Source organism: Candidatus Binataceae bacterium (assembly GCA_036495685.1).
In the GTDB taxonomy this organism is placed as follows: domain Bacteria; phylum Desulfobacterota; class Binatia; order Binatales; family Binataceae; genus JAFAHS01.
The window spans coordinates 1-13044 of sequence record DASXMJ010000242.1 but is presented as its reverse complement, the minus strand read 5'-3'; the positions used below and the strand labels follow the sequence as shown (position 1 = coordinate 13044).

Sequence of the window (13044 nt, the reverse complement as noted above, 5' to 3'; positions counted from 1 at the left end):
GATGCTTAACGCGGTCAACCTCGCGTTCATCTCGCTCGGAAGTCGGCTCGGGACCATGGACGGGCAGGCAATCGTGTTTTTCGTCCTGACGGTCGCCGCGGCGGAAGCTGCCGTGGGCCTGGCCATTATCATTTCGAGTTTCCGCAATCGCGAAACAGTTCATGCCGACGATTTGACCCTGCTGAGATGGTGATCGCTCATGAACCTTGAGTTTGCCGCGCTTGCGCTGATTCTGGTTTTTCCCGCCTTGGGCGTGCTGTTCAACCTGTTCCTGGGGCCGCGGCTCGGGCGCGGTGCGGTCAACCTGGTCGGGCCGGGAGTGATGTTCCTGTGCTTTGCGGTGGCGACCTGGGCGTTCGTCACCCTGATGACGCTGCCGGCAGGGAGTGCGCTTTTCTGCCCGCTGTGGAGATGGCTCGAGGCCGGGAGTTTTCACGTCGACCTCGGTCTCAGAGTCGATGCGCTTTCCGCCGTGATGGTGATGATCGTGAGCGGGGTGGGCGCGTTCATTCATCTCTACTCGGTCGGCTACATGGCGCACGACGACGACTATGCCCGCTACTTTACCTATCTGAACCTGTTCGCGCTCTCGATGCTGATCCTGGTCCTGGCGGACAACCTGGCGATGATGTTCATCGGATGGGAAGGCGTGGGTCTGTGCTCCTACCTACTGATCGGCTTCTGGTACACGAATCCGCAATTCGCTTACAACGGCCGCAAGGCGTTCATCGTCACCAGAACTGGCGACGCCGGCTTCCTGCTCGGCATTTTCACGCTCCTCTCCGTATTCGCGCATCATGGCATCTGGTCGCTGAACTTCGTCGACATGCAGGCGCACGCGGGGCTGATTGGCACCGGCGCGGCTACCGCGGCCGGGCTCCTGCTGTTCATGGGGGCGACGGGCAAGTCGGCGCAGATTCCGCTTTACGTTTGGCTGCCGGACGCGATGGTCGGGCCAACCCCGGTCAGCGCCCTGATTCACGCAGCCACCATGGTTACCGCGGGCGTGTACATGATCGCTCGGCTCAATTTTCTCTATGTGCTCGCGCCTGACGCGATGGCGGTAGTCGCGACGATTGGTGGCCTGACCGCGTTCTTTGCGGCCACCATCGCGATTGTCCAACCTGACATCAAGCGAGTGCTCGCCTATTCCACCATAAGCCAGCTCGGCTACATGTTCCTGGGCGTGGGTTCGGGAGCATTTGCGGCGGGCATTTTTCACCTCATGACGCACGCGTTCTTCAAGGGACTGCTGTTTCTCTGCGCCGGCTCGGTCATCCATGCGCTCGAGGGCGAGCAGGACATGAACAAGATGGGCGCGCTGCGGACGCGAGTGCCGATCACCTTCTGGACTATGACGATCGCCACGCTCGCGATTTGCGCGGTGCCGGGTTTCTCCGGCTATTTTTCCAAGGACCTGATCCTGGAGGGTGCCTACGCCTCAGGTCATTTCTGGCTCTGGCTGCTGGGAGCGATCACGGCCGGCATCACCTGTTTCTACATGTTCCGGCTCCTCTTCATGACCTTCTTCGGCGAGTCGCGAGTCGAGCCGGGCAAGCTGCCTCACCTGCACGAGTCGCCCCGGATCATGACTATCCCACTGGTGGTGCTCGCGGTTTTTGCGACCATTGGTGGTTGGGTGGGGCTGCCCGATGGGCTGCTGTGGGGCGATGCATTTGCGAAGTTCCTCTCCCCGGTGGTGGGCGATTTCAAGCCCGCGGTTCCGGCCTCGCCGGCCATGCTCTCCGCGGTGGCGACCGGATTGGGCGGCATCGGCATTTTGCTCGCCTATGTTTGCTACCTGCGGCTCCCGGGCGTGCCGCAGTTGGTCGCAGCGCGCCTTAGCGGTTTGTACCACCTGCTGCTTGAGAAATATCGCATCGACGAGCTTTACGATCTGCTGGTCACGCGTCCGCTGTTTTTCATCTCCGATCAGATTCTCGATCGAGGGATCGACCAGTTGGTCATCGACGGCACCGCGAATCGAACGGGGCTGGCGGTGGAGAGTGGCGGAGAGGCGGCGCGGCGAGTCGAGGACGGCAACGTGCAGCACTATGCGTTCGTGTACCTGCTGGGGGTCATCGGCATAGTCGCCTACTACCTGTACCTGGTGATTCGCTAATGCAGAGTGGAATCCTCACCGCCTTGGTCTTCTTTCCGCTGCTGGGCGCGATTTTTGTCCTCATGCTTAACGACGAACGCGCCACGTGGAACTCGGCGTTTGTGTTCTCGCTGGTGCCGCTTGCGATCAGCTTTTATCTGTTCGCCGCGTTCGACAGCAGGGAACCGGGCTATCAATTCGTAGAGCAGTATTCGTGGATCCCGCAGTTTGGCATCTCCTATCACCTCGGGATAGACGGGATCAGCCTGCTGCTCGCCGTGTTGACCACGATCCTGATTTCGTTGTCCTTGCTGTATTCAGCCGGCGGCGACATCGAGGAGCGTCCTCGGGCATTCTGTTTTTTCCTGCTCGTACTCGAGACCGGGCTGCTCGGGGCGCTGCTTGCGGTCGACCTGTTCCTGTTTTACGTGTTCTGGGAAGTGATGCTGATCCCGATGTACTTCCTGATCGGCATCTGGGGGCACGGGCGCAAGATCTACGCGGCTGTCAAGTTCGTCTTGTTCACCATGGTCGGCTCGTTCTTGATGCTGGTCGCGATCATTTACCTGGTACTCGCGGCGAGGCAGGCATTGGGCCGGCTTAGTTTCGACCTGCCGCTGCTCTATCAGGTTCCGCTGTCCGAGACCGAGGCACGCTGGCTGTTCGCCGGGTTTGCCCTTGCCTTCGCGATCAAGGTGCCAATGTGGCCGGTGCATACCTGGCTGCCCGACGCCCATAGCGAGGCGCCCACGGCGGGCTCGGTTATCCTGGCAGGTATCATGCTGAAGATGGGCACCTATGGCTTCGTGCGCTTTGCGATTCCGCTTTTTCCCGCGGTCGCGGTCCAGGCGGTCCCGCTCTTCCTCGCGCTTGCGGTGGTCGGAATCGTTTACGGCGCGCTGCTTGCGATGAATCAGCCGGACCTGAAGCGACTGGTTGCCTATTCGTCGGTCAGCCATCTCGGGTTCGTGATGCTGGGAATCTTTGCGCTGAATCCGCAAGGGCTCGTCGGCGCGATTTATCAAATGCTTAATCACGGCATTTCGACCGGCGCACTGTTCCTGCTGGTCGGGATGCTGTACCTGCGGCGCCACACCCGCGAGATTGCTGAATTCGGCGGACTGTGGAAGAGCATTCCGATCTACGCGAGCATCTTCATGTTCACGATGTTGTCCTCGGTGGGACTCCCGGGGCTCAACGGGTTCATTGGGGAGTTTCTGATCATGGTCGGCACCTTCCTGCGCTCGTGGCCGGCCGCCGCCTTCGCGGTCAGCGGAATTATACTGGGCGCGCTCTACCTGCTCTGGACCTATGAACGCGTGATGTTCGGACCGATTACCCACGCGGTAAATGCGACGATTCGGGACCTGACCGGACGCGAGATCGCGGTGATGGTGCCGCTCATGGCCCTGATGCTGTTCATGGGACTTTACCCGGCCCCGCTGATTTCGCGAATGCAGCCATCGGTCGAGCGCATGCTCGCGGGCGTGCGAATCGAGCAGGTCCGCCTCGAGCAACGCGCGCACCGGCGAGTCGCAGTCGCGCCGCTCAACCGTCCGCACAACCCGGCGCTGGAAACCGCTTCGGTGCAATGAATCCTTTTAGCCTCGCCGCGATCAATTTCGCCTGGCTCCCGATACTGCCGCTCATCGCGGTCACCATTGGTGCAATGGTCGTCCTGCTGGCGGGAGTGCGTATGGCCGATGACGAGAGCGAAGGCCTGGGATGGCTTGCCCTGGCGACGCTCGGCGTCGCCTTCGTTCTGGCGCTGGGGCAGGTCGGGCAGACCGGGTTTGCTTTTGGGGGTGCGCTGGCGGTCGACGGGTTTTCTGCATTTTTCCAATTGGCCATCCTGATAACGGCGGCCTTCACGATTCTGATGTCCCTCGACTACGCCAGTGACAATCATCTCGCCGGCGCCGAGTACTACTCGCTCCTGCTGTTTTCGACGGTGGGCATGATGCTCATGGCAGCCGCGGGCGACCTGGTCGTCATCTTCCTGGGGCTGGAAACGATGTCGATTGCGGTCTACGTGCTCGCGGGAATGCGCCGCCGCGATCCGCGCTCCAACGAGGCCGCGATCAAATATTTTCTGCTGGGTGCCTTCTCGACTGGCTTTCTGCTCTATGGAATCGCGCTCATCTATGGCGCGACCGGGTCGATCAAGCTTGACGTCATTCGCACCGCGCTTTCCGGGTCGATGACCTCCAACTCGCTGCTGCGGCTGGGGTTGGCTATGTTACTGGTCGGGTTCGGCTTCAAAGTGGCGGCGGTGCCGTTCCACATGTGGGCGCCGGACGTTTACGAGGGTGCGCCGACTCCAATCACCGCGTTCATGGCAGTGGGCGTGAAATTGGGAGCGTTTGCGGGGTTCGTGCGAATTTTCCTGGTGGGCTTTCTGCCGATCAGCGGTCAATGGTCTAGCGCGCTGTGGGTCCTCGCCGTCTTGACCATGACCACCGGCAACGTCATCGCGGTGGTGCAGACGAACATCAAGCGGATGCTGGCGTACTCGGCTATCGCGCATGCCGGGTACGTGCTGGTCGGGATGATCGCGGCCAGCGCGGAGGGTGGTGCCGCGGTGCTCTATTATCTGCTGGCATACGCTTTCACGACCCTGGGAGCATTCGGAATTGTGGTCGCGCTCGAACGACGACAGCTCGCGGGAGATCTGATTGCTGACTATCGGGGGCTGTCAACCCGCTCGCCCGCGCTGGCCGCAGCGATGGCCGTGTTCCTGCTGTCGTTCACCGGGGTACCACCGCTGGCCGGCTTCATGGGCAAGTTTTACATCTTCAGCGCGGCGCTGCGGCAGGGTTACACCTATTTGGTGGTAATCGCGGTGGTTAACAGCGTGATCGCGGCTTTTTACTACATCTCGGTGATCGTCGCGATGTACATGGAGGAGGGCGGTGTGGAACCCGTGCGAATGACGCGCAGGCCCGCGCTGGTTGCGGCTATCGGTTTATCCGCGATCGCAACGGTTCTGGTCGGCGTATACCCGGCGCCCTACATGACCGCGGCGCAGAACGCGTTCAATTCAGCGTTGGGTGAAGCGGCGATGCGCGCGGCGTCGCTCAATCAGTAAGAAGTCTTCATCTTCCGGATAACCGACAAGTCGCAGGGTGAATCGCGCACTGCGACTACTCGGTTATCTGCGGCGCTTCGATTTGGAGGGGGATTTTTTCTTTCCAGTGATCTTGGGCTTCGATCTGTCTGGCGCCTTGGGTGCGGGCGCGAAACCGCGATAGGCATCCGCTTCGATCTCGATGAGCATCGCCGGGTGGACCAGTCCGCTTACTTCCACCATCGTCGAGGCAGGCGGCGCCTCGGCGAAGAACTCATGATGCGCGCGGGCCACCTCGGTGAAGCGCGAGATGTCGGTAACAAACATCCGGGTGCGAACCACATCCTGCATCGAGAGCCCCAATCTGTGGAGCGCCGCGCGGATGTTGAGCAGCGCCTGACGTGCTTGTACGTACATCTGGCCACCGCCGACCACCAGGCCCCGCTCATCGATGGCAGTGGTACCCGATACCGCGACGAACTCGCCGGCTTTGACGGCTCGCGAATAAGCAGCGACCGGTTCCCACGGTGCGCCGCTGGAAATGCGCACAAGTTGCGCCATCAAATCTCCCCTCCCGAGAACGCCCGCTTTGGGAACGTCTCAGATATCGCGTGACGGAAACCGCTCCTCGAGTTCCCGCGCGATAGATCTCATCGGCGGTCCCACCATTCCAGACTCCGGCGTCAACCATTGAATGAGCCGCCAGAATCGCAGCAACAACGCTGACTCCCGGCGGTGTTGCCGATTCATATCCAGTTCGGGTTCGACCACTGAACCATTCTGGTCGGCGCGCACTCGATCGAGCGCGACTGAAAAGCGCCTGCTACGCTCCAACTTCCCATCCTCCCCACGACAGACGTTCGAATTGATAATAGCGCGCGGAAACTCATTTCAAAATAGTGGTATGAAATTGAGCGGCGCAGCAGCGATCTTTGCCCCTCTGTTACCTGTGCGTACTCGCGCTTGAAGTTGTGCTGCGCCTATCGTATTGTTGGCGGCGTTTTCGGTTTTTGCGCTATTGTCTAGGTTATCTAGGATTTCAAGGAGGAAACGATGCGCAAAGTCCTGCTTCTGGCACTAGTTGCGTTGTTCCTGGGGGCCGCCTGCAGCAAATCTGAGGAGACCGCTCCAGCCGCTCCGGAAGCGTCCGCTTCCGCTGAAGCGAGCCCAGCGGCTGCACCCAGCCCTGGGGGGGACATGGGCAGCCCGGCAGCCAGTCCGGCAGCTCCATAAGCAACTTCGGCTCAAGGATAATCCCGCGCGCCGCCCCATGAAGGGCGGCGCGCGGTTAACCACCCTCTTTTCCTTCAATTTTCCAGGGCGGGTTCGACGGGGGGAACGCGTCGGGTTTGCCTGATCCGCCTGGAAGTTATCGTTCTTCCTCGCTACCCGCTTCGCCCGAACCTGGCGGCGGCGCGGGCGGGGCGCCTTGAATTATCTCGCGAGCCCGATGCGCCGATTCTTGCGCGAGGTTTCTTAGTTCCACGGTCTTGAGACGCAGGTCCTCGGTCCTGCGCGCCAGTTCCTCGCGAAGCTCAGTCACGATCGCCAGCGCATCCTGACGAGCCTTTTCTCTCTTCTTGGCGTCAGTAAGCGTGCTCTGGACCTGCTCGGCGAGCTTTTTTCCCTGGTCACGCAGAGAAGTAACCTGTCGCACGATCTCGTCACGCGCCCGCTTGGCTTCGTTGATGAGGCGGCTGTCGAGCTTGCGGGCGTGCGCTTCCTTTTCAATGCGTGCGCGGAGTTGCGACACCATCGCTCTGAGCTGCTCGAGCTGCGACCCGCTCGCAGCCGGCTTGGTGCGTTTGCGCGCCGGGTTACCTTTAGGAACCGTCTTCCTTTTCTGGGGCATCGGTTGCTCTCCTTTTGTTCGTGCGACAGTCCATCTTGCTAGGTCTCTACCCGGAATAAATCAATCCGCCAATCGCGTCCCGGACCGGCGCGCAAGTCAAACGCCGCTGCTACGATGATGCACCTATGGAGCAAGCGGCGGCTAGAGTTGGGCCGACGGAAGCGGTGCTCAGGCCGGGCCTTGGGCTATTCGATTCAATAACCCTTGTCGCCGGCTCGATGATTGGCTCCGGCATCTTCATTGTGGCGGCGGATATCGTGCGGCAGGTTGGCTCCCCCGCAGCGCTGCTGGCGACCTGGATCGTCGCGGGACTGATGACGATCGCTGGTGCACTGGCATATGGAGAGTTGGCCGCCATGATGCCCCAGGCGGGCGGTCAGTACGTCTACTTGCGCGAAGCATACGGCGGCCTGTGGGCTTTTCTGTTCGGCTGGACACTGCTGTTGATCACCCAGACCGGAACGATCGCAGCAGTTGCGGTAGCGTTTGCACGCTTTCTTGATGTCCTGTGGCCGGTACTCGGTACGCGGGTCTGGTTAGGCGTCGGCACTGTCGGATTTTCCGGCGAACGCGTGGGCGCGATCATGGTGATCGTGGTCCTCACCTTGGCGAATTTGCGCGGGTTGAATCTGGGGCGCCTGGTGCAGAACTCGTTCACCACCGCAAAGATTCTTGCGCTGGTGATGATTGTGCTGGTCGGATGCTTGCTGTTTCCGAATCCGGCCGCGCTGCGCGCCAACTTCGGGAGCGCACACGGATTTTTTTTCCAGGACGTGCCGCAGACCCACTTTCTGCCGGTGTTCGGAGCTGCGATGGTGGGAGCGCTGTTCTCGGCCGATGCGTGGGCGTCGGTGACTTTCGCCGCGTCGGAAATCCGCAATCCGCGCCGCAATTTGCCGCGCGCGCTCGCCCTCGGCAGCGGCGTGGTCATCCTCCTGTACGTGCTGACCAACCTCGGATACCTGTTCCAGCTTCCGGCGGCGGGAGTCGCTCATGGTCCCGACGTCTTCGCGCGCGGAATCGCGCACGCCGCTAGCGACCGCGTGGCTTCGGCCGCCATGGAAGTAGTATGGGGCGCCGCAGGCGCATCGCTCACCGCGATCCTCGTCATGATCTCCGCGTTCGGATGCGCCAACGGCCTGATCCTGACCGGGGCACGGGTCATTTATGCGATGGCGGAGGACGGCGTATTCTTTGCCGCCGCACGGCGTCTGAATGCCGCGAACGTCCCCGCGTTTGCGCTGATCGCTCAGGGAGCGTGGGCCGCACTACTGGCGCTGAGCGGCACTTATTCCGAGCTGCTGGATTACGTAATTTTTGCGGCCCTCTTCTTCTACGTGCTCACGGTGGGCGCGGTGTTCCGGCTGCGGAAAACCCGCCCCGATGTTCCGCGCCCTTATCGAGCGTGGGGATATCCTTTTGTACCCGCGGCATACATGATTGCCGCAGCGGCAATGATGATCGACCTGCTGGTGATGAAACCGCGGTTCTCGTGGCCCGGGGTGATCATCGTGTTGAGCGGAGTGCCCATTTACCTGGTGACTCGCCGGCGGACTTCGGTTGCCTCGGCGCGAGGCCGAGGTTAGAGGCGCCGCTCCGCGGTCTTCCTTTTTCGAAAATGGTACCGGCTTCGGGCGAGCGTCTTATATCAAGCCCAGTGCCGACCGAGTGCGCCGACATGGCGGGTGCCGGCTTCCGGACCTCGCTCAAAAAGCTCTTCACACAATGTCATTCTTTTCAGGTAGCTGGATCGGGGTTAGTTTGGGTCAGGACAATTGCGGGGACGCATCATGGATCAGGTTCCTCATTTCATTGGTGGTTCGAAAATCTCTGGCCGCAACGATCGCTTTGGGGAAGTTTTCAATCCCGCGACCGGAAAATGCACCGGCCACGTACGTTTCGCGGGAACCGAGGAAGTCGATCTTGCCGTGGCCGCCGCGGCGAAGGCTTTCCCCGCCTGGACGAGCACTTCGCCTTTGCACCGTGCCCGGGTCTTGTTCAAGCTCAAAGACCTGCTGGAACGGGACGCCGAGTCGCTCGCTGCCCTAATCACGTCGGAGCATGGCAAAGTTCTCGGCGATGCGCGCGGCGAGGTTGCGCGGGGACTCGAGGTGGTGGAATTCGCGTGCGGAATTCCGCAGCTCCTCAAGGGCGAGTTCAGCGATTCGGTGGGGACCGGAATCGATTCGTGGTCGCTGCGCCAGCCTTTGGGCGTGTGCGCCGGGATCACCCCTTTCAACTTCCCCGCGATGGTGCCGATGTGGATGTTTCCGATCGCCATCGCGTGCGGCAATACCTTCGTACTCAAACCATCGGAGCGCGATCCTTCCGCCGGGGTTCGCATCGCGGAGCTGTTCAAAGAAGCGGGTCTGCCCGACGGTGTCTTCAACGTCGTGCAGGGTGACAAGCAGGCGGTAGACGCGCTGCTTGCGCATCGCGGGGTTGCCGCGGTCAGCTTCGTTGGGTCGACCCCTACTGCTCGGTACATCTATTCGACCGCTGCCGCCCACGGTAAGCGGGTGCAGGCGCTCGGCGGCGCCAAGAACCATCTGATCGTCATGCCCGATGCCGATCTAAGCCAGGCGGCGGATGCGCTGACTGGTGCCGCCTACGGCTCGGCCGGCGAGCGCTGCATGGCGGTGTCGGTCGCGGTGGTGGTGGGTTCGGCCGGCGACGGCTTAATCGACGAGCTTCGGCCGCGGGTGCAGAATCTTCGCATCGGTCCCGGAAATCAGCCGCAGGTTGAGATGGGCCCGCTGGTGACGCGTGCACACCTGGAGCGCGTACGCGGCTACGTCGACGCGGGAGTGAGGGAAGGTGCCCAACTGATCGTCGACGGGCGCGATTTTCGCGGAGAAGGATGCGAGGGCGGATTTTTTATCGGGGGGTGCCTGTTCGATCGGGTGACCCCTGATATGAAAATCTACCAGGAAGAAATTTTCGGTCCGGTGTTGTCCGTCGTGCGCACTGCGAATCTCGCCAGCGCTACCCGCCTGGTCAGCGATCACCAGTTTGGCAACGGGGCTTCGATATTCACGCGCGACGGCCAGGTGGCGCGCGAATTTGCCAGTCGGGTGCAGGCGGGAATGGTCGGAATCAATGTGCCGATCCCGGTGCCGATGGCGTTTCACAGCTTCGGCGGCTGGAAACACTCGATGTTCGGCGACCATGCGGTGCACGGGATGGAAGGTGTGCGTTTCTACACCAAGCTCAAAACCATAACCGCGCGCTGGCCGGCCGGAGTTGCCATCGGTGCAGAATTCGAGATGCCAACCATAAAGTAGGGAACCCACGCGGCGAATCAGCCAATCTTCAGAGGTCCGCAACGACCCGCCGGGCCGGGCCCGCCGGCGAAGCGACAACCAGAGCGCCGCGAAATTCGCTGGGCAAACTAACTGGCTGTGGAGTTGGCTGCTCGTTGACTGCGCACCCACGCGTGGTTAGTGTCCGTAGTTTCCACATCGCTCGGGGTGCGCGCCGGATGCCGCAGATTCTCGTAGAAAATCTGTCGAAGACCTACCGCGTATCTGACCGCCGGCCGGGAGTCTGGGGCGCGGTGCAAGGTCTGTTCGCGCGCCGCTATCGCCTGGTCCACGCGCTCAAGCACATCAGCTTTTCGCTGGAGCGCGGCGAACTGCTGGGCTTTATCGGCCCCAACGGTGCGGGCAAATCAACCACGATCAAGATCCTCTCCGGCATCCTGGAGCCGCTGTCCGGCCGCTGCGAAATAGACGGGCTCACCCAGTGGCGCGATCGGATCCGGCACGTCGCGCGCATTGGCGTGGTGTTTGGCCAGCGCACCCAGCTGTGGTGGGACTTGCCGGTGATCGACGGGTTCGACCTGCTGCGCGACATCTACCGCGTTCCCGAGAGCGAGTACCGCAGCACCCGCGATGAGATGATTTCCCTGATGCGCCTGGAGCGGCTGCTCGACCAACCGGTTCGGCAGTTGTCCTTGGGCCAGCGCATGCGCTGCGAGATCGCCGCCGCGATGCTGCATCGTCCTGCGCTCCTGTTCCTTGATGAGCCGACGATCGGTCTGGATGCACCATCAAAGCTGGCAGTACGCGAATTCGTGAAAACGCTGAATCGCAAGCAGGGCGTGACAGTCATTCTCACCACCCACGACATGCACGACATTGAGGCCCTGGCCGAGCGCGTAATCGTGATCGGCAACGGCGTCATCTTGGCCGATAAGCCTTTCGCGCTGCTGCGAGCCGAGGTGCTCACCGAGCGACGACTGTTCGCGGATTTTGTGGGCGCGGCCCCGGCACTGGATATTCCGGGGGCGGTGGTGCGCAATCGCGACGGCAATTCGATCGAGCTGTCATTCGATCCCGCCGTCATCTCGGTGCCGCAGCTAATCGAGAGTATCAGCTCCATGTACGAACTGGCCGACGTCCACGTCGAGCAGCCGCAAATCGAAGAAGTGATCGCGCGCTTTTACCACCTTCACGGCGCCAGCGAGGCCTGATGGCAGCCGTAGCCGGGTCGCTGCGATCGTACCGCTCGGTGTTCGCCGCACGCTTCATGCTGATGCTGCAGTATCGCGCGGCGGCGGTCGCGGGGTTCGTCACGCAGTGCTGGTGGGGAATCATCAAGGTGATGGTGTTCGCGGCGTTTTTTCATGGCGCAGCGGCGCGGCAACCACTCAGCTTCCCGCAAACGGTGGCGTACGTATGGCTCGGGCAGGCGTTCCTGATGTTGATGCCGTGGTGGGGAGATCCGGAAATCACCGAGATGGTACGCAGCGGCAATGTCTCCTACGAGCGTCTGCGACCGCTGGATACGTATTTCTTCTGGTACGCGCGGGCGTTGGCGTGGATAAGCGCGCGAATGGTGCCGCGGGCCGCCATGCTGTTGGCGTTCGTGGCGCTGGTGGTCCCGCTGCTCGGCCTCGGACAATGGGGTCTCGCGCTGCCGCCGAGTCCGCGGGCGGCCGCGCTGTTCGTGGTGGGCATGTTGATGGCGGTCCTGCTTTCCGGCGCGATCCTGATGTTAATCAACCTCCTGGTGGTGGTGCTGATCAGTGACCGCGGACCGAGCCTGCTGGCGACGCAAATCGTAACGCTGCTTTCCGGGATTCTGGTTCCGCTGCCGTTCTTTCCCGGCTGGATGCGCACCTTTCTCTTTCTTCAGCCGTGCGCGGGACTCGCGGACATCCCGTTTCGGATCTACTCCGGCAATCTCGCCGGCCGGATGGCGCTGGCAGGACTCCTGCAGATGGTCGTCTGGATCACCGCGCTCATCGCGATCGGACGCCGCCTGATGGAACGCGTGATGAGCAGGCTTGAGGTGCAGGGGGGATGAAGCGGTGAACGGTATCCGCCTCTACTGGCGCTTCCTGGCCGCCTCGGTGCGCGCGCAGATGCAGTTCCCGGGGTCGTTCCTGATGCTGTTGATTTCGCAGGCGCTGGCGACCTCGGCCGAATTCGTCGGCATCTGGGCCTTGTTCCGACACTTCGGGCAAATCAAGGGATGGACCTTTCCCGAAGTCGCGGTGTTCTACGCGGTGATCAATATGTCGTTCTCAATTACGGAAGTGACGGTGCGGGGCTTCGACATCTTTGGCCCCCAATTCGTGAAGACCGGCAACTTTGATCGACTGCTGCTGCGGCCGCGGAGCACGCCGCTGCAATTGCTCGGGCATGAATGCCGCCTGACTCGCTTCGACAGATTTGTGCAGGGCGCCGTGGTGCTGGTGGTCGCTGCGCACTTTGTACACCTCGATCTCAGCATCGCGACCATCACGCTCCTGCTCGCGACCATCGCGGGCGGGGTTGCGCTCTTCGCCGGAATCATGATCCTGCAGGCGACGCTTTCGTTCTGGACCATCGAGAGCTTGGAGGTTGCCAACACCCTCACCTATGGCGGAGTGGAGGCGTCGCAGTATCCGCTCGATGTCTACGTGGGCTGGTTTCGCAAATTGTTGATTTTCGTGGTCCCGCTCGCCTGCGTGAGTTATTTCCCGGTAGTGCGAATACTCGGCCGCCCCGATTCGCTAGGTGCGCCCGCATGGCTGGG

Annotated in this window: 12 protein-coding genes; 9 read left to right on the top strand and 3 right to left on the bottom strand. The window is 61.7% G+C overall.

Annotated features, from left to right (window positions below):
* The 4 genes from nuoK to VGI36_22010 all read left to right on the top strand — a co-directional run.
* Positions 1 to 193, top strand: a 193-nt coding sequence (gene nuoK / locus VGI36_22025; GenBank protein ID HEY2487825.1) for an NADH-quinone oxidoreductase subunit NuoK, incomplete at its 5' end; no start/stop codon positions are given.
* A gap of 6 nt (positions 194 to 199) precedes the next feature.
* Complete coding sequence (gene nuoL / locus VGI36_22020; GenBank protein HEY2487824.1) at positions 200 to 2122, top strand: NADH-quinone oxidoreductase subunit L; 1923 nt, start codon at positions 200 to 202, stop codon at positions 2120 to 2122.
* Complete coding sequence (locus tag VGI36_22015) at positions 2122 to 3696, top strand: NADH-quinone oxidoreductase subunit M (protein ID HEY2487823.1); 1575 nt, start codon at positions 2122 to 2124, stop codon at positions 3694 to 3696. Before nuoL ends, VGI36_22015 begins: the two co-directional genes overlap by 1 nt.
* Positions 3693 to 5189, top strand: coding sequence for an NADH-quinone oxidoreductase subunit N (locus VGI36_22010; protein HEY2487822.1), 1497 nt, complete (start codon positions 3693 to 3695; stop codon positions 5187 to 5189). The genes VGI36_22015 and VGI36_22010 overlap by 4 nt, the downstream gene beginning before the upstream one ends.
* 63 nt (positions 5190 to 5252) lie before the next feature.
* Here VGI36_22010 and VGI36_22005 read toward each other — a convergent pair whose 3' ends face one another.
* From VGI36_22005 to VGI36_21995, 3 genes are all read right to left on the bottom strand, one after another.
* The gene (locus VGI36_22005; GenBank protein ID HEY2487821.1) at positions 5253 to 5729 is read right to left on the bottom strand and encodes a RidA family protein; all 477 of its coding nucleotides are present in this window, start codon (positions 5727 to 5729) and stop codon (positions 5253 to 5255) included.
* 39 nt (positions 5730 to 5768) lie between these two features.
* Positions 5769 to 6002, bottom strand: a complete 234-nt coding sequence (locus VGI36_22000) for a hypothetical protein (GenBank protein ID HEY2487820.1) — start codon at positions 6000 to 6002, stop codon at positions 5769 to 5771.
* Between the two features lie 535 nt (positions 6003 to 6537).
* Complete coding sequence (locus VGI36_21995; protein HEY2487819.1) at positions 6538 to 7020, bottom strand: hypothetical protein; 483 nt, start codon at positions 7018 to 7020, stop codon at positions 6538 to 6540.
* Positions 7021 to 7145: 125 nt separating this feature from the next.
* Here VGI36_21995 and VGI36_21990 point away from each other — a divergent pair, with 125 nt between their 5' ends.
* From VGI36_21990 to VGI36_21970, 5 genes are all read left to right on the top strand, one after another.
* Entirely contained in the window at positions 7146 to 8606 is a 1461-nt protein-coding gene (locus tag VGI36_21990; protein HEY2487818.1) for an amino acid permease, read from the top strand.
* Between the two features lie 204 nt (positions 8607 to 8810).
* The gene (locus VGI36_21985; protein HEY2487817.1) at positions 8811 to 10304 is read left to right on the top strand and encodes a CoA-acylating methylmalonate-semialdehyde dehydrogenase; all 1494 of its coding nucleotides are present in this window, start codon (positions 8811 to 8813) and stop codon (positions 10302 to 10304) included.
* A gap of 197 nt (positions 10305 to 10501) precedes the next feature.
* Positions 10502 to 11494 carry an ATP-binding cassette domain-containing protein gene (locus tag VGI36_21980; GenBank protein HEY2487816.1) on the top strand — a complete coding sequence of 331 codons (993 nt, stop codon included), beginning with the start codon at positions 10502 to 10504 and terminating at the stop codon, positions 11492 to 11494.
* Positions 11494 to 12330: a hypothetical protein gene (locus VGI36_21975; protein HEY2487815.1), complete on the top strand. Its 837-nt coding sequence runs from the start codon at positions 11494 to 11496 to the stop codon at positions 12328 to 12330. The genes VGI36_21980 and VGI36_21975 overlap by 1 nt, the downstream gene beginning before the upstream one ends.
* Before the next feature lie 4 nt (positions 12331 to 12334).
* On the top strand, positions 12335 to 13044 hold a 710-nt coding region (locus VGI36_21970; GenBank protein HEY2487814.1), incomplete at its 3' end, for an ABC-2 family transporter protein.